The sequence below is a fragment of the Algoriphagus halophilus genome (assembly GCF_900129785.1).
In the GTDB taxonomy this organism is placed as follows: domain Bacteria; phylum Bacteroidota; class Bacteroidia; order Cytophagales; family Cyclobacteriaceae; genus Algoriphagus; species Algoriphagus halophilus.
In genome coordinates this window covers 1,548,271-1,566,625 of the sequence record NZ_FSRC01000001.1, presented here as the reverse complement: position 1 = coordinate 1,566,625, position 18,355 = coordinate 1,548,271, and the positions used below count along the sequence as shown (strand labels likewise).

The 18,355-nt window shown below is 38.9% G+C and carries 8 protein-coding genes; 3 read left to right on the top strand and 5 right to left on the bottom strand.

The features are described 5' to 3' along the window. Window positions 1-10: 10 nt before the first annotated feature. The 3 genes from BUR11_RS06625 to BUR11_RS06615 all read right to left on the bottom strand — a co-directional run bounded on the left by BUR11_RS06625 (window position 11) and on the right by BUR11_RS06615 (window position 1,880). Window positions 11-310, bottom strand: a complete 300-nt coding sequence (locus BUR11_RS06625; protein ID WP_074223990.1) for a type II toxin-antitoxin system RelE/ParE family toxin — start codon at window positions 308-310, stop codon at window positions 11-13. After that, entirely contained in the window at window positions 303-551 is a 249-nt protein-coding gene (locus tag BUR11_RS06620) for a type II toxin-antitoxin system ParD family antitoxin (RefSeq protein WP_074223989.1), read from the bottom strand. Before BUR11_RS06620 ends, BUR11_RS06625 begins: the two co-directional genes overlap by 8 nt. A gap of 939 nt (window positions 552-1,490) precedes the next feature. Beyond that, entirely contained in the window at window positions 1,491-1,880 is a 390-nt protein-coding gene (locus BUR11_RS06615) for a hypothetical protein (protein ID WP_200800385.1), read from the bottom strand. A gap of 1,922 nt (window positions 1,881-3,802) precedes the next feature. Here BUR11_RS06615 and BUR11_RS06600 point away from each other — a divergent pair. The 3 genes from BUR11_RS06600 to BUR11_RS06590 all read left to right on the top strand — a co-directional run bounded on the left by BUR11_RS06600 (window position 3,803) and on the right by BUR11_RS06590 (window position 9,267). Then, window positions 3,803-6,124 carry a type IA DNA topoisomerase gene (locus BUR11_RS06600; RefSeq protein WP_074225151.1) on the top strand — a complete coding sequence of 774 codons (2,322 nt, stop codon included), beginning with the start codon at window positions 3,803-3,805 and terminating at the stop codon, window positions 6,122-6,124. 596 nt (window positions 6,125-6,720) lie between these two features. Beyond that, window positions 6,721-7,680, top strand: coding sequence for a fasciclin domain-containing protein (locus tag BUR11_RS06595; RefSeq protein WP_074223986.1), 960 nt, complete (start codon window positions 6,721-6,723; stop codon window positions 7,678-7,680). 564 nt (window positions 7,681-8,244) lie between these two features. After that, window positions 8,245-9,267 carry an alpha/beta hydrolase gene (locus tag BUR11_RS06590; protein WP_074223984.1) on the top strand — a complete coding sequence of 341 codons (1,023 nt, stop codon included), beginning with the start codon at window positions 8,245-8,247 and terminating at the stop codon, window positions 9,265-9,267. Between the two features lie 193 nt (window positions 9,268-9,460). Here the strand turns inward: BUR11_RS06590 and BUR11_RS06585 are convergent, their stop codons facing one another. Together BUR11_RS06585 and BUR11_RS06580 are read right to left on the bottom strand one after the other, a co-directional pair. Continuing rightward, entirely contained in the window at window positions 9,461-10,756 is a 1,296-nt protein-coding gene (locus BUR11_RS06585) for a serine hydrolase domain-containing protein (RefSeq protein WP_074223983.1), read from the bottom strand. Window positions 10,757-11,124: 368 nt separating this feature from the next. Beyond that, window positions 11,125-17,754, bottom strand: coding sequence for an Ig-like domain-containing protein (locus BUR11_RS06580; protein ID WP_074223982.1), 6,630 nt, complete (start codon window positions 17,752-17,754; stop codon window positions 11,125-11,127). Between the last annotated feature and the right edge of the window lie 601 nt (window positions 17,755-18,355).

Sequence of the window (18,355 nt, the reverse complement as noted above, 5' to 3'; positions counted from 1 at the left end):
GAAGGAGTTTTTATTCATTCATCCTGTTTTTCAAATCCATCCTTTCATGTAAGATTCTAGTTATTTCAATCAGCGAAGAAGATAATTTGCGGTAAAAAATAATATGACGATTTACTTTGAGACCAAATAAATTCCGCGCTATTCCCTCATAATTTTTTCCTAAATCTGGGTTATCAGCAATTTCCTGGCAACTTTCAAGAATGAAACGATAGTATTTGTCCGCTTGCGATTCCGACCAATTGTCTAATGTATAATTCCAAATAGCTGATAAATCCTCTACCGCTTCATTGGTGAATTTATATTTACCCATTTTTCAACCTCTGAGACTTCAATTTCTGCAGGTGATTTTCAGGATCAAAATCATCCGCAATTCCACTATCTATACCTTTTTGAATCGCATTCCGCAAAGCGATTGCCTTGCTCTCCTCATTTTCCAAAAGACGAAGCCCTGCACGGATTACTTCACTTACATTTTTATACCTGCCTTCAGAAACCTGGTTTTGTACAAATTGGTCAAAATAACTTCCGAGGGATACTGATGTATTTTTCATTTTTCTAAAGTTTAACCCAATTTACCAAAAATTGGTAAAATATTCAAAGAGGTAAAATGGCTTTGAAATATATTTAAGTGTGCTGTAGACAGGAGACTGTCGTCGGTGGACGATTATCCGAGACTTTCTTAACCCATTCTTTAACTACTGGCTCCATTGCGGATAATCATAAATTATAATTTTCGTTTGTCACATTAATTGCCATTAAAATTTTAGGTTTATGTAGCTCTGATACCTCTTAAAATTTTGAGCCTGCTCAAATAAGTTTTAATCCTATTTTTGATGATAAGATAAAAACTAAAAAGTTTTTTGAGCTCTTATTTTAGTACAAAAATTATTAAAATCGTCCATTTCTTCCATGAAAGGGGTTTTCCTTCTCTATTCTATTTTCCAGGAATTTGTAATACCCCCACCTCCAAGGTACCCCTACCCACCTTCGAGGTCCCCTAAGGGACAAAAGGGTATCTGGTTAACCTTTTTGCATACTTAGTTTCTCTTTTCGGGTAGTGAGTTATTCTCTTTGGTGAACAAGTGATGTTCAGAGAGTAACCGAGTATACTTATTGAATAACTAGGTATTCTATTTGGCGACAGCTTTACTCTAGTTGAATACCTGGTTACTATTTGAGGATAACGGGGTATTCTCTTTTGGTATCTAGTTGGCTTTTTAGTTTAACCTTTTGTTCTCTGACCGTACAGCGGTATACAATTTGAATAATTGATTAGATGATTTCATGAGGATTTTGTTATGGTAACTCTCTGTAATGCTTTTGTGGTTTCTTTGGCTTTGGGCTTAAGAAAACTGAATCTCCAAAAACATCCGTTTACGTGCTTATCGGTAGGAAGACATCCTCCCGCAACAGCGTTTTAATTTCCTAAAATAGATTTGCGCGGGAGGCTAATTTTGTGGTTATTCTTTACCCCAGGTTAAAACCTGGGGCTATTTATTTCGCTGCTCGGGAGCTTTTTCCTGAAATAATTTTGGTTCTCTGATAAATGAGGAAAACACGGTAGCCAAAACAATTAGAATTGCAATTTCGGCAGGTTTTCCCTTATACATATGGATTAAAACAGTAAATGTCATGTACAAGACCAACATGGATGTACCAATCAGTATTGTCTTGCGGTATAAGAAAAGGGCAACTCCAATTAAAATAAAAATTCCAGTGAATATCATTACTGTACTACTTTCAACGATTTTTCCTGTTTGGTCGTGGTTAATAAGTTTATCAAGCCCATTTGGAATGTAGAACAATACGATTAACAAGGAAGGTATCCATAACAATATCCTGATTAGGATTTTATCTATTCCAGATTTTTGTTCAGCCATTAATCTCTCAGTTTTCGATCTGTTCTTTCAAAATGTTTGCCAACCTTTGAATTAAACCAAGTCCCTGGCTTCCAATATATTTTAAGGTTTGAAATATGAAAACCTAAAAATTTATTACATCCAGTCTAGACAAATATGACAGAGTGTTCAAAGTGCCAATCAGCTCAGGTTTTATGCTAATAGAAACTTTAATGAGGACCATAAGTCTATTAGGTATCTTCCCGCACCAGCGTCTTGAATTCCTAAAATAGATTTGGGCAGGAGTCTAATTATGTGGTTAATCTTTACCTCAGGTTAAAACCTGGGGCTTTATATTTCGCTGCTCGGGAGCTTTTTGGAAAATAATCTTCTTAGCGGAATACTTTGAGTTCTTTGCGAGTGAAAATTAATAAATCCCCTACTAAGCATAGACTAGGATACCTATCGAGTGCATCTACGATTTCCTATTCTTTTAGGGTTTGTAACTCCTTCTTCTTCAACTCCTTGCACCGAATCTGTACCGTTTTTAACTATAATTTTAAATACCAAATAATTACCGATTCAGTAACGGAAATAGACCATAAAAATACTTTATACATTTCATATAAAATATAAACCATTTTTAATACCTAAAACTGTAACCTTATCTCATAGGTCTTTCGTTATATGGGTTAATGAGAAAAATTGCCACAATATCCTCAGTTCTACTGCTCAATCTGATTTTCCTTACATCAGGAACAATTGAGAGCGGATTGGTAAATTCTCTAAGTTTTCAAGGTGAAGGGATTCAGGAAACTGAAATAGTAAATACTAGAGTTCAGAGCTATCATTTTACTTCTGCCACCAAACAGTGCGAAATCTCAGCTAATCCTAAAACCGAAACCTTTACCTTTTTCTCCTCAGTACTTCCAAAGAGAATTTCTTTAGAATTTGTCAGTGGTAAAAATCCCCTTTTTATAAGACACTGTAGTTTTTTGATCTGAAAGCCAGCTGAGATCTATACATAGATCCAATCAGTTTCAAGTTTCTAAAATTTAATCTTTCAACTTTTCAATTCATTTCTTATGAAGAAGGGAAAAACTATGCTCGATTACTGCAAAACCATTCTAAAAGCTGTCTCATTTAATCAAAAGCTATTTAAAAAAGAATATCGAAAGGCATTGCTTTGGCTATCACCTGATGAGGGCAGAGAGCTTAAATACTGGTTACGTAGCGAGATTATTAGGCCAAAAATGAAAACAAAAACCCAGAACAACGAAAGGTATCTGAATAGCTACTCTATGTCTATTTAAGATCTACAGATTCTAGATTAAATACTAATAGCATTAAGATACAGCCGCCGTTCGTGTCTTCACGAACGGCGATTTCTATTTGTTGAGAATGAATTAATATACCTATGCTCCCAACAAGGCGGGCGTTCCTCCTCCCGCACAGGCGCTTTGAATTCTTAAAATAAATTTGCGCGGGAGGCGAATTTTATGGTTATTCTTTACCCCAGGTTAAAACCTGGAGCTATATATTTCGCTGCTCGGGAGGTAATTTTTTGGGGTTCTTTTTACCATGGATTTACCCAGATAACTATCGGGGCCATGGCCCCGCCACGGCGGGCAGAATATTAACCTAACGCTCCTCCGGAGCTTATTCTGAAATAATCTTCTTAGCGATATACTTTGAGTTCTGTGGGGCTTTGCGAAAGAAAATAGATTTCTCCTTTCAGTCGAAATGACACTGGAATCCTCCCGCAAAAATGAAATTATTTCCAAAAGATGTTTCTGGGCGGGAGTCAATTATTTGGTTTCTTAATAGCCCGGGTTTAAACCCGGGGCTATATTATTTTCATTTGAAATTATAAGCTACTGGCCTTCATGGGTTCCGTCTTTTTCAGATGTTTACTAGGCAAACCTTCTGTTGTGCTTAGGCTAATTTTTTTAGATTTGCTTCAGATGAAAGTTTGTATTGCAGAAAAACCAAGCGTTGCCCGTGAAATAGCGGCTGTACTTGGAGCCACTTCTAAGCATGATGGATATTACGAAGGAAATGGATACACCGTCACCTATACGTTTGGTCACTTTTGCACTTTAATGGAACCAAGCGATTATCAAGCCCATTGGAAAGGTTGGCATCTCAGTCACCTCCCCATGCTGCCCGAAAAGTTCAAAACCAAAGTGGTGGACAATGCTGGGATCCAAAAGCAATTCAACATTGTAAAAAAGCTATTTGAAACAGCCACAGAGGTGATTAACTGTGGGGATGCCGGCCAAGAGGGAGAGTTGATCCAACGATGGGTCATCGAACAAGCAGGATACAAAGGCGAAGTCAAACGCTTATGGATCTCTTCTTTGACCACGGAGGCAATTAAAGAAGGCTTCGAAAAGCTACAACCTTCCACTAAATACGATAATTTATACTATGCGGGATATTCCAGGGCCATTGGCGATTGGTTATTAGGGATCAACGCCACACGCTTATATACCGTCAAATATGGGGGTTACAAACAAGTATTGTCCATCGGTAGAGTACAAACACCTACACTAGCTATGATTGTAAACCGCTTTAAGGAAATTCAAAACTTTCAGCCTCAACCCTATTGGGAATTACAAACGGTCTATAGAGAGACTACCTTCAATTGTGAAGAGGGGAAATTTCTTAAGAAAGAAGATGGGGAAGCTTTTGCCAACCAGGTGAAAGCGCATGACTTTGAAGTAGTCTCCATTGAAAAGAAAAATGGAAAGGAATATTCCCCAAAGCTTTTTGACTTGACTGGTTTACAGGTGTATTGCAACAATAAGTTTGGGCTTTCTGCCGATGAAACACTTAAAATTGCGCAACAACTATACGAGCAAAAAGTCATTACCTACCCAAGGGTAGATACCACGTTTTTGCCCAACGACATCTATCCAAAAGCCCCCGGAATACTGGAGAAACTCACCAAATATGAGGATTTGATTCGCCCTGTTTTGGGTAAAAAATTAAAAAAGTCCACTAAGGTTTTTAATGATAAAAAAGTAACCGATCACCATGCCATCATCCCTACTGGGGTTCAGGGAAATTTGGATGGGAATCACCTTCGAGTATATGATATCATTGCAAGGCGATTTATCGCCATATTTTATGAGGATTGCTCAGTGGCTAATACTACAGTTATAGGAAAGGTGGATACCGTTTCCTTTAAAGCAACCGGGAAGGTAATCTTGGAAAAAGGCTGGAAAGTTGTTTTTGAAACTGCGGACGGAAAAGATAAAAAGGAGAAAGATGAGCTCCCCATCTTCAAAAAAGGAGAAAAAGGTCCCCATGAACCTTCATTCTTGGAGAAGGAAACCAAACCTCCCAAGCATTACACAGAAGCGACTTTATTAAGAGGTATGGAAACTGCCGGCAAGCAGGTGGATGATGAAGAGATGCGGGAACTAATGAAAGAGAATGGCATAGGACGTCCTTCCACCCGGGCAAGTATCATTGAAACACTTTTTAAACGACAGTATATTGAACGGAACAAAAAGCAGATTTTGCCCACTCAAACCGGGATTCAATTGATCGAAATCATTCGGAACGAGCTATTGACCTCAGCAGAACTGACAGGGCAATGGGAGAAGCAATTGAGGGAAATTGAAAAAGGGAAGTTTCATGCAGGTTCTTTTGTCAAAAACATGAAGCTCATGGTGGAGCATCTGGTATATGAAGTGATGCGGGAGCAAAGTCAAACCATCATATCCCCTCCTTCCGAATCCAAAGCTGCTGAAAAAGGAAGAACTCCAGAAAAAGAAAAAGCATCCACTACTGTGGTGGGACACACTTGTCCAAAATGTAAGGAAGGCTCATTGCTGAAAGGCAAATCGAGTTACGGATGCAGTGCCTATAAAAAGGGCTGCAACTTTTTACTTCCTTTTTCATTTGAAGGAAAGAAAATCTCAGAGAAACAGTATGTACGGTTGCTCCAAAAAGGGGCTACTGTCAACTTAAAGGGCTTTAAAACGGAGACAGGTGACAAAGAAGGATTGCTACGTCTCGATGATCAATCCCAACTCGTTTTAGAGGCAAAGAAAGAAGCGAGTCCGCAGGCTTCTAAAAAACCTTCTTCTGTCATCCCATGTCCCTTATGCAAAAAAGGCACGATTATCAGAGGTAAAAAAGCCTATGGATGCAGTGCCTATAAAGAAGGTTGTGATTTTAGATACCCTTTTGACACCTTGCGTGAAAAAGCGAACAAGAGACCCTTAACCGAAGAGCTGGTAATATCCTTATTTAAGGAGAGTGTGGGGGTTTAATATCCTTTATGTATCTATTACATGGTTTGTTTTTTTTGCCCATGAGAGTGTCTTCACTCACATTCCATTTTTGTTTGGAGATACAAACAGGTAAGGAAATAAAAAAATGCTACTGATAAGGCTCGTGGTTATCCTCCCGCATACCGCTTTTAATTCCTAAAATGATTATGCGCGGGAGAGGGATTTATGTTAATTCTTTACCTCAGGTTAAAACCTGGGGCTATTTATTTCGTTGCTCTGGAGCTATTGCTAAACTAATCTTCTTAGCGTATCCTTTTCGCGATTCGCCTCTTTGCGGTTAAAAATCAAAAATCTCTTCGAAAAACAGTTCCTCCTAAAGGAATTTGTCACTAAAATATGACTACTCAGCAAAGGTTCAGATATAGGTTAAGGGATTTAACTTTCTTATTGTAGAAACAGATTAATCAACATCAAAAGGGTGATTCTAGACTTCGTTTAAGCATAGTAAACAAAGAAGCTTTCATTATTTTTAGAATCCATTGTCGGATAATAGGAATCTTAGTTAATTACCTAACATTTTTATTTTAGGTCAGTTGTAATAATTAAACCAACTTATTTAACTAACTGACAAATTTATGATGTTATCAAAAATTTTTCCACGAACACTACTTGCCTTAGCACTCGTTATCGGCACAACTTTGACACTTACTTCTTGCGACGACAATGAACCAATGCCCCTTACTCCAGAAAATCTGGTGGAAATAGCAGCTGCAAGTCCAAATTTTGAAATCTTGGTTTCAGCAATACAGGAAGCGGAATTGGAAGATGATTTGTCTGTAGGAGGCCCTTTTACTGTTTTCGCCCCAATAGATGAAGGCTTCGAGGCTTTTCTCACTGCAAATAACTTGACTGCTAGCGAATTATTAGCAAATCCTGATCTGGAAAATATTCTGACCTATCATGTGATATCCGGAGAAATAAATTCTTTCGATGTGGAACCAGGTTCTTTAACAACTCTAAATGAAAGCCAGTTTTATGTAAGTGAGGATCCATCCGGAGATCTTTGGATCAACGGAAGGGCAAAAATCATTTCAACAGATATTGGAGCAACCAATGGGATAATCCATGCATTGGACCAAGTGATCATTCCACCAAGCGAATCCATCGCTGAAATTGCAGTTGCCAATAGTACTGCAACCGAACCTGAATTCACCCAGCTGCTTGCTGCACTGAATAGAGCAGGATTAGTAGAAAATTTCAGTGGAGATGCGATGGATAATTTGACTGTATTTGCGCCAACGGATGCTGCATTTGAGGATTTGTATCAGACTTTGGGAGTGAATGGAATAGATGATATTCCATTGGACCTTTTAACTGATGTATTACAATATCACGTAGTTCCTTCAAGAGCTTTCTCACAAGACTTGAGACAAGATGCCAGCTTGCCAACTCTCCTAGAAGGCGAAATGTTGACAGTGGATTTAGCTAACTTTCAAATAAATGATAGTGCATTAATCCCTTCGGCTTTAAATATTCATGCTGTTAATGGAGTGATCCACGGAATTGATCAGGTATTGCTCCCTCCTATGGAATAACATGTTTTGATTAAAAATTTAAAAATGGCTATTTCTTCAAATAGCCATTTTTTTTGTTCTAAACAGATGGATTTTTCGGCATAATGCCAGGCTTTCTCCCGCATTGGCGCTTTCAACTCTAAAATAACTTTGCTAGGGAGGGGTATATATGGTAATTCATTACCCCAGGTTAAAACCTTGGGCTATTTATTTCGGTGCTCAGGAGCTATTGCTAAACTGATCTTCTTCGCTGTAAACTTTGCATTCTTCGCGGCTTTGCGAGAGAAAATAGATTTCTCCTTTCAGTCGACATGACACTGGAATTCTCCCGCAAAAATGAAATTATTTCCAAAAGATGTTTCAGGGCGGGAGTCAACTATTTTGGTTTCTTAATAGCCCCGGGATTAAACCCGGGGCTATTCAAATTCTTCATCTGTTTGTATAGACGCAAACAGATGCTGGAAATCCATTTTCTAGCCTACTGGCAGGAAGTTATCCTCTCTATTGAACCATATTCATAAACAGAACGATTGGACAACTTCTCACTTTCACCTACTTTTACTAGAGACCTAAACCCATTAACCTATGAAAAGAAATTTTCTATTCATCTTTCTTCTATTCTTTGGAATAACTGTTGTTCAGGCACAAAAAGGAACCAAAGAGCGAATCAAAGTACATAGCAAGGCACTGGAAGGCAACTTGATTGGTGACCCTGCAGACCGGGACGTGACAGTCTATCTTCCTCCATCTTATCAAACAGATCCTGACCGGTACTTCCCTGTTCTCTACATGCTTCATGGATTTACCGACACGGATTCCCAGTGGTTTGGATGGGAAGATCATTGGATCAACCTTCAGAATGTCATAGAGCAATCTCTATCAGATGGAAATTCCAAAGAGATGATTGTGGTGATGCCCAATGCTTTCAATACCTTTAAAGGAAGCATGTATGCAAGTTCTGCTACTGTTGGCGATTGGGAAACCTTTGTCACCAAAGAGCTGGTGAGTTATATCGACTCCAACTATAGAACTATTTCCAACAAAAACAGTAGAGGGCTTGCAGGACATTCCATGGGCGGATATGGCACGCTTCGTCTAGGTATGAAATATCCTGAAGTTTATTCAGCCATCTACGCCCTAAGCCCATGTTGTATGGACGGCGGAGCAGTGACCAATCCTGAGATGATCTTAAAGTTGGAGAAATTCACACCAGATCAATTGCAGGATGCTTCTTTTTTCGAGATAGCGGCCCTTGCCACCTCTGCGGCTTTTGCCCCCAATCCTCAAAACCCTCCTTTCTATCTAGATCTCCCTGCAAAAGACGGTTCTCCTAGACAGGAAATTATCAATAAGATCATCGCCAATCGTACGCTCAACACGATTGATCAATATATCCCAAACCTAAAAAAGCTTAAAGCGATAGGAATGGATGCAGGCACTGAGGATAGAGGAATCAGCGAGGCTACCAAAAAGCTACATGAAGTATTGGATGCTTACCAGATCCATCACTTCTATGAAAGCTACAAAGGTGACCATCTCAACCGCATCGCTGAACGAATTCAAACCAAAGCCTTGCCCTTCTTTTCAGAAAACCTTGTTTTTCAGTAGGTTAATTTTATTCAAATCATTGAAAATGGAGGTACAGGTTTTATCTATGGACATATAAAGTGATTTCCAAGCTATTGGAAGGCAAGCATTTTCACAAGTGGTGATTCAAATACCTATTTAATAATCAATATTTTACCTGAAGACCTGAAACCTTTGAGTTGTTCAAAACCTCAAAGCTTGGTCGGATTTTAAATCACCTTTGCTCAGCTCGATAAAATACATCTTGCAGGGCTTCACGAATGCCTAAACTGTACAGTTTCTGATGATCTCTGGAAGGATATACTCGATTGGATAGAAAGATATACGTGAGCTTATTTTCAGGATCGGCCCAAACAAAGGTTCCCGTAAATCCGGAATGGCCAAAACTTTTAGGACTTGCCAATGGGGAAGGATAAGCTTCTTCTAATGGCAACTCGGAATTGTTCAATAGTGGTTTATCAAAACCCAATCCCCTCCTGTTCTCATTTTCTGGATACTGCACTTCCGTAAATTCTCTCACGGTTTCGGCTGAGATTAACTGCTGGCCATCTACCAAGCCATAATTTTGATAAAAGAGCATCAACTTGGCTAAGTCATCAGCCGTAGCGAACAAGCCCGCATTTCCAGAAACACCTCCTTTTAACGATGCGTTTTCATCGTGCACCCATCCATTGACCAGAGTTTTTCGAAAAAGAGAATCTACTTCTGTTGGAACGATGGCGTTTGGGTAATTTTTCTTTTTTGGAAGATAACCCATGGTATGACTTCCTATCGGCCCATAGAAATTCTCTTCTAAATAGGTTTGATAGTCAGTTCCAGTCAGCTGTTCTATTAAGCTTGGGAAAATCAAAAACGTGAGTCCCGAATACAGGTATTTTTTTTCATCTGAAACATCAGATCGATTGATGATTCGGTTCATTTTTCGTTCAAATCGATCGTTGATATACAAGCCATCGTATACTTGTCCATGAAATCGTCTTTCGGAAGTTGCATGCACAAATCTTCTTTTGACTTTGCCATTTTTTCGGACTACCTCATTCAAAAACACGATATAGGGAACCAAACCAGCCTGATGGGCCAAAATCTCTCGAAGGGTAAGGTCTTTTTTGTCTTTTCGTTTGCTCCAGGGTTCCCAATAAGTACTGAAAGGTTCATCCAGATCAAGTTTCCCCTCATCCACCAGCTTCATTAAGGCGGGTAATGGTCCAGATATTTTGGTCACTGAAGCCAAATCATATATGTCATTCAATGCGACAGCCTGAAGATTTTCATAGGTATGAAATCCATAGGCCTTGTGAAAAATCACTGTATCGTTCTTGGCCACCAACACCTGCGCTCCTGGAAAAGCCATACTATCGATCCCCACATGCATGATGGAATCCACTTGATGGTTGATAAACGCTTCGTCAAATCCTAATTGTGCAGGGGATGCATGTACAAGTTCTTGCTGGGCAAAACCCAATCGGATTAGGAACATGAATAGGAAAAACGAAGTAGCTATTTTTTTCATTTGAGTAATTTTTCTAAAACTATTTAAAAAACATTAGGCTAAATAACCGGCCATAAGATTATACAAAACTTACAAATGAAATTTCTGAAAGAAAACCCCTATAAGCAGCGCGAGAATCGTTTTCGCATTTTATCCTATAGTTAATTTCCAACTAAATGAGGTAATCTAGATCTTACTTCTATGAAATTGCTTTCTATCATGGTTTAAGTACAGGGAATTGAATCCGGTCTTGAAAGAGTTGCTTAACGAATCTTTTTTCTATTTAGTACAAAAAAAACTACCAGGAAGCCCCGGTAGTCTTTTTAATAAATCAGCCTAATAATCTTTAAAGCTGTTAGGTTGGTATGTGGGTGATATTTTTTCTTTCATTAGATAATGATGAGCTTTTTGGTCTGAACATATTTGTCACCAACGTTGATTTTGACGACATAGACTCCAGGTCGAATGGCATTTACATCCAGTTCCATCACTCCATCATTGGTATTGCCTTTTTCTGTCAATTGAACATCCCCTGTCATATCAACAATGGACATTTGAACATCCAAATTGGAAGGATAATCGTCAAAGAATATTCTCAAGAAAGAATCGGCAGGGTTTGGCCCCATTTTAATTCCATAATTAGAAGGAGTAATTTCCTCTGCCTTTTGGATTTCTTTGGTCTCCAAGTCAGTTGGATTCATTTGAATCTCGGTCATTGCTCCATTTTCAGAAACAGAACCTTCTGTTACTTTGAGACTTGGATCAATCACTTGGAATCCTACTGGTTCAGATTCAATCACATTTCCTTTGGAATCAGTGATTTGAGCATAGACCAGGTAATTTCCTACCTCAATCTTAGTCCAGTCAAACTCCAGACTTGGATCATTTACATTCACCAATGGTAGATACCAATTGAAGAACTGGACATTGCTCACATCTCCATTTGCCACAGCTTTCAAAGTGACTAATTGGTTTCCAAGCTCAAACACTTGTCCTTCGTAAGGTTGAGTCATCACCAAACTTGTAGGCTCTGTTGGAACCTCACTGGTATCATTTGATTCACTCACAGTAAATCTTACAGTTTCTGTACTGGTAATATTTCCAGCTAAATCAGTGACTTCAGCATAAACGCTATACTCACCTGCTTCTATTTGGCTCCATGTGAAGTCAAACGGCTGAGCCGTGGTAGATACCAAAGGATAGCCCCAGTTGAAGAATTGAACGCTGGTCACATTGCTTGGATCAGAGATAGAGACTTGTAGGTTTACTACATCTTGTCCCAATACAAAAACCTGATCTGCCAATGGTTGTGCCATGGAAACAGTCAATGGTACCGGTTGTGGATCTGGTTCAGTTACACTAAAGAATACTTCCTCAGTAGTATAAGTGGTGCCCTGCAAATCAGTCACTATTGCAGACACCTTATAGTCTCCAGCTTCTATGGAACTCCATGTGAAGTCAAATGGCTGAGCCGTGGTAGATACCAAAGGATAGCCCCAGTTGAAGAATTGAACGCTGGTCACATTGCTTGGATCAGAGATAGAGACTTGTAGGTTTACTACATCTTGTCCCAATACAAAAACCTGATCTGCCAATGGTTGTGCCATGGAAACAGTCAATGGTTCCGGTTGTGGAGCTGGTTCGGTTACACTAAAGAATACTTCCTCAGTAGTATATGTTGTGCCCTGCAAATCAGTCACTATTGCAGACACTTTATAGTCTCCAGCTTCAATGGAACTCCATGTGAAGTCAAATGGCTGAGCCGTGGTAGATACCAAAGGATAGCCCCAGTTGAAGAATTGAACGCTGGTCACATTACTTGGATCAGAGATAGAGACTTGTAGGTTTACCACATCCTGACCTAAAGTAAACAGCTGATCTGCCAAAGGTTGTGCCATGGAAACAGTCAATGGTTCCGCTTGTGGAGCTGGCTCGGTTACGCTGAAGAATACTTCCTCAGTAGTATTAGTAGTACCCTGCAAATCAGTCACTACAGCAGAGACCTTATAGTCTCCAGCTTCTATGGAACTCCATGTGAAATCAAATGGCTGAGCAGTGGTTGTTACCAATGCATTACCCCAGTTGAAGTATTGAACGCTGGACACATTGCTTGGATCGGAGATGGATACCTGAAGGTTTACTACATCTTGACCTAAAGTAAACACTTGATCCGCCAATGGTTGTGCCATGGAAACCGTCAACGGATCTGGTTCAGGAGCTAAATTGGCAGGCGCTTCCACTGTAAAGAATACTTGATCAGTAGCATAGGTATTTCCCTGAATATCTGTAATAATAGCAGATACATTAAAATCTCCGGCTTCAATAGAACTCCAAGTAAAGTCAAAAGGAGCACTTGAAACTGTAGCGATTGGCATGCCCCAGTTCGAGTATTCTACTTTTTGTATTTCAAGCCCAGAAGATGCGGCATTGGTATTCAAAATTACAGGCTCATCACCTAGCTGAAACACTGCATTTTGGGATGGTGACACCATAAGTCCATTAAACTGAGGTAAACTTACCTGAGCTTCAACAGTAAAGTCAATGGTTTCAGAAGTCCCTATCAAATCAGCTTGGTCAATCACGACAGCATGCACTGAATAATTTCCCGCCTCAATACCAGACCAGTTATATATATAAGGTGCAGATGATACCCTTGAAAGCAATTGGTTATTACTATAAAACTCCACAGTTTTGACCTCCCCTTCTGGATCACTTGCAAGGGCCTCAAACTGTACTAAGTCCTTTCCTTCAACAAATACTTGATTATTGTTAGGGTTTTTCAAAGTAATGCTTGGAGCCTGGTTTGCCACCTCAACACTAAAATTGATCGTTTCGGAAACACCACTATTGATATTACCACGATAGTTGACTTTGGCGTAAACTTCATAAGCTCCTACGTCAATAGATGACCAATTGTAAACATAGGGAGACTTGGAATCCTTCCCTAGCAACTGCCCATTGCTATAAAACTCCACATTATTGATTTTCCCTACGGATTCATTTGGGTTCGCAACCAATTGAACTTTTTCCTTTCCAAATTCAAATACCTGATTGTGGTAAGGTTGAGTCAAAATGATACTTGGATCTTGTTTTGCTCCGGAAGATTCCACCGTAAAATTGATAGTTTCAGAGTTCGCAGTAAGCCCCCCCATATCAATGACTTTCGCAGATACTCGGTAAGTTCCTGTGGTAATCGTGGACCAATCATACACGAAAGGAGCCTTACTTACACTTGTCAGTAACTTTCCATTGCTGTAAAATTCCACAGATTTGATTTCGCCTTCCGGATCTTGAGCATTGGCAACTAGTTGAACCGCATCAGATCCCAATGTAAACACCTGATTATTGATTGGCTGAGTCAAGGAAATACTTGGTGCTTCATTGGCCAATTCCACAGAAAAAGTGACTGTTTCAGAAATAGCATTTAATCCTTCCAAGTCAAAAACTTTGGCATATACCTGATAAGTTCCAGCGGTAATGGTTGACCAATCATAGGTATAGGGAGCCGTAGTGACCGTTGAAATCAGCTGACCATTACTGTAAAACTCCACACTGTTGATTTCTCCTTCTGGATCCTGGGCATTGGCCACCAATTGAACTGCATCCTTACCTAAAGTAAATACCTGATTATTATTAGGTTGAGTCAAAGAAACTGAAGGAGCTTGGTTGGTTGCTTCTACAGAAAACTTGATAATTTCAGAAGTGGCACTTAAACCTCCTAAGTCAAAGACTTTAGCATATACCTGATAGGTACCAGTAGTAATAGTTGACCAATCATAGGTGTAGGGAGCAGAAGTTATTGAGGAAATTAATTGCCCATTGCTATAAAACTCCACGTTTTTAATTTCCCCCTCTGGGTCTTGAGCATTGGCAACTAATTGAACTGCTTCAGCACCCAAAGTAAAAATCTGATTATTAATCGGTTGAGTCAAAGAAATACTGGGAGCTTCGTTCACCCCTTCCACTGCAAAATTTATTTTTTCCGAAGTGGCACTTAATCCTTGTAAGTCAAATACTTTGGCATACACCACGTAGCTTCCAGCGGTAATCGTAGACCAATCATACGAATAGGGAGCAGTAGTTACTGTGGATATCAGCTGACCATTGCTATAAAACTCCACACTTTTGATTTCTCCTTCCGGATCCTGTGCATTGGCCACCAACTGAACTGCATCTAATCCCAAAGTAAATACCTGATTATTGCTTGGTTGAGTCAAAGAAATAGTAGGTGCTTGATTAGCTGCCTCTACCGTAAACTTGACGACTTCCGAGCTGGCATTTAATCCTCCCAAATCAAAAACTTTGGCATAGACCTCGTAACTGCCAGCCGTAATGGTCGTCCAATCAAAAGTATAGGGAGCTTCTGTGATGGTAGAAATTAACTGTCCGTTACTATAAAATTCTACACTTTTGATTTCTCCTTCAGGATCTTGGGCATTGGCTATCAATTGAACTTGATCTGTTCCCAAAGTGAAAACCTGACCATTAGCTGGCTGAGTTAAAATTACACTTGGAGCTTGGTTTACTTGTTCAGGTGCATCAGTAGAAACTTTTGCTAGCAAAACAGACCCAAAAGCAGGGATTGAAACTGAACCTGAAAAGGTCTCATTCTTTGCATCCACATACGTTCCATCCAAAGGAACCTGAACCATGGATTCACTATAGTTATACTCGAAAAATATTTGCTGCCCCTTATCAATTGGAGAAGTTTTTACTTTGGAGATTTTTAGATTGTCCAAGTAAACATCAATGGCATTGCTAGGAATTCTCAAGACCAAACTCTCATTGGAACGGGCTGCTAATGAAGAAAGTAGCACTTGGTAAGTGGTAGCCTCTGTTTTGGTAGCTACGATTTTATTCCCTGCTCCTTTATCTAGATTATAGGTGCCTTCCAAAAACAATTCAATAGGTGTATCTGCCTTTGGGCTTTTCAAATCGAATTCAACCAAGATATCATCACTCACTTGAATCTGGCCAAACTGAATATATACGGTAGCTTGATTGGTAGAATTCGGATTGATTACATAGGAATTACCACTAATTCCATTTGATACAATCTTACCATTGGCAGAATAAATACCAGCAATTACTGAAGCATCATTGAACTCACTTTGCTTTACAAGGTTAGAAGAAGTGACTTCATAGGTTGGAAGATTTAAATCCGGCTTTGTGGAATTAGAATCATGTCCAAAATTTGAACTCCAGTTTTTTAAGTTTCTATCCACTCCTTTACTTCCCTCACTTGCAGTTTTGGTATGGATAAAAAAGTCAATGTTATAGGGATCGAGAAAATAATTGGAATTAATGGTTCCTACAGAAGTGATGTCGTCAAGGTCCGAATAAACAGCATAAACTTTTTCAGATTGTTCAATGGAAGAGAATTTATTATTTGAAATACTCACATTTCGAATAGGATCCCCTAAAAAATCATGAGTGAATTGAACTTGGCTTTTAGCTTTATAAAATAGGTTATTGGTAATCTCTATATTATTTGCATTATGCAAAAATATCCCTTTCCCGCTGACGAAAGCCACCGTATTGTTTGCTACTTTGATCCCTGCACTATTGTCATCTAAATAGATTCCCTCTGCCAATTCAACTTCTTCCAAAGTCCCTAATTTGCTACCTTTTCCATTTAGAATGATATTGCCAACGATTTCCCTACCAATATTATTTCGATCTCGGAAACCATCTGAGTTGGTATAAATCCCGCCTCCATCTTGCTTGAATACACAAAAATCATTGACAAAATTGTTTTTTACCACGGTATAATTCCCACCGAAGTGGATTCCATTGTATCCTACATGATCTATGGTATTCTTCTCAATTAGGGAGTTGTTACCATCGCTTCCCAGGTAAATACCAATTCCATTCAAGTCACTACTTCTTCCCATACCTTGAAATTGCATGGTATTGGTGATCACATTATTTCTGATGATGGCTCCTGGTGAGCCATAAAGGATGAAAATCCCATTATTCAATGATGCGTTAATCCTATTATTTTGAATGATATAATTTGGAATTGAGTTGGAGTTAATTCCATTTTCCCCTGCATATTCCAAGTCACAATTCTCGATGGTTACATGATCACTTTTTAAAACATGTATCAAATTGGTATTGGCCCCTTTTAAATGAAGGTTTGAAAAAGTTAAATTTGTAGTGTACTGTTGGTTGGTAATTAAATAGTCTTTAGTGGCCACAGCTATTTCAACGGATGGCAGGGAATAACCCGAAAGATTAACGGTTAACTTTTTGGTGCTTGGATCATAAGACCATTCCCCAGGTTGATCTAATAGGGAAATATGGTTTTGCAAGAAATATCCGTGACCTGCCTTTGCATCATAGACGCTCTCGTTAGTAGCAAAGGAAATGGAGGTTCCGCTAATAGAACTGATTTGGTGTCTATCGATAATCCAGTTGTTTTTTCGAATCACCACTTCACCAGTTGATCCGCTGTAGGGATTACTTCCCTGAGTAGTGATAAAATTACTTCCGCTGCTCGAAGCAATGGTTGCATAGCCACCATTACTAGAACCAGCATTAGGGTACCTTCCAATTTCTTGTAGCTGCCCATTCAATAACAAGATTTGTACTCTTGACAAATTGTAGCCACTCAAATCCGCTTGGTAATTACCATTACCCACTGAATTCCACTGGTCAATCTTAACCAAGGAAGTAATGATCGGCTTAGGACCGGTTCCATAGGAAGTAAATTGAAGGGGAGCTCCGGTAGAACCAGATTTAATAATATGGATCGCACCATAAAATGTCTCACCGGATTTAAATAAAATCCTGTCTCCTCCCTTTAAATTGGCACCAAAAGAATTCAACTTTTCAATTGACTTCCAAGGTGTAGAAGGATTTTGAGCTTCTATAGCAGATCTACTATCATCTCCTGATACAGAAGAGAAATAATAATCGGTTGCGAAACCTGGAACGGTCAATACCGCAACTAAAACTATTGAGAAGAAAATCCCAATTAGTTTTGATTTCGAAGGAATTAGGCTGGTGTAAAGCATTGTTATTAGCTATTGAAATAGAATAAGACTGATACTTTCGCTGCCCTCCCTTATTTGAAATCATCAATTCCCAACCATCATAAAACAGAATTTTTTAGTAAGCTCATCTTGGAATTAGACAATACTTTCCCATGAGATAGTTTATATTTTTTTACAAACTAAATCCTTATTTCAATTAGACGTAGCTTTCCTCTGAGGGAAAATCCCTCCTTTTGCTACTTTAATTTTTGAATGATTTGCTTACGCTGTTTGGCTAAGTTTTAATGAAACATTTTTTAAGGGTGATATATGGGCGATATTTAATTGATTCAATATCCATGGTCCTAACTAGTTAGTGTGACCTAACATTAGGAAATCAAGTCATGCAAGATATTTAGAAGGCCAGATCGATGGGTGACATCAAACTTGATCTATATCAAAACATTACTATATATCTCAAATCAATACTTAAGCAATAGAAATGAATGATATTCTAAACTCTTACAATCGTTAATATGTTTTTTGAAAGTATAAAACAGTAATTAAATTTTTAACAATCAATCACTCGGGCTACTTTACTTGCATAATAACCTCACAATATTAAAACACTTGATAATCAGAC

What these genes read in the sequence shown, in the direction of transcription:
- BUR11_RS06625 (WP_074223990.1), bottom strand. Translation starts at nt 310, where the DNA reads ATGGGTAAATATAAATTCACCAATGAAGCGGTAGAGGATTTATCAGCT.
- BUR11_RS06620 (WP_074223989.1), bottom strand. Translation starts at nt 551, where the DNA reads ATGAAAAATACATCAGTATCCCTCGGAAGTTATTTTGACCAATTTGTA.
- BUR11_RS06615 (WP_200800385.1), bottom strand. Translation starts at nt 1,880, where the DNA reads ATGGCTGAACAAAAATCTGGAATAGATAAAATCCTAATCAGGATATTG.
- BUR11_RS06600 (WP_074225151.1), top strand. Translation starts at nt 3,803, where the DNA reads ATGAAAGTTTGTATTGCAGAAAAACCAAGCGTTGCCCGTGAAATAGCG.
- BUR11_RS06595 (WP_074223986.1), top strand. Translation starts at nt 6,721, where the DNA reads ATGATGTTATCAAAAATTTTTCCACGAACACTACTTGCCTTAGCACTC.
- BUR11_RS06590 (WP_074223984.1), top strand. Translation starts at nt 8,245, where the DNA reads ATGAAAAGAAATTTTCTATTCATCTTTCTTCTATTCTTTGGAATAACT.
- BUR11_RS06585 (WP_074223983.1), bottom strand. Translation starts at nt 10,756, where the DNA reads ATGAAAAAAATAGCTACTTCGTTTTTCCTATTCATGTTCCTAATCCGA.
- BUR11_RS06580 (WP_074223982.1), bottom strand. Translation starts at nt 17,754, where the DNA reads ATGCTTTACACCAGCCTAATTCCTTCGAAATCAAAACTAATTGGGATT.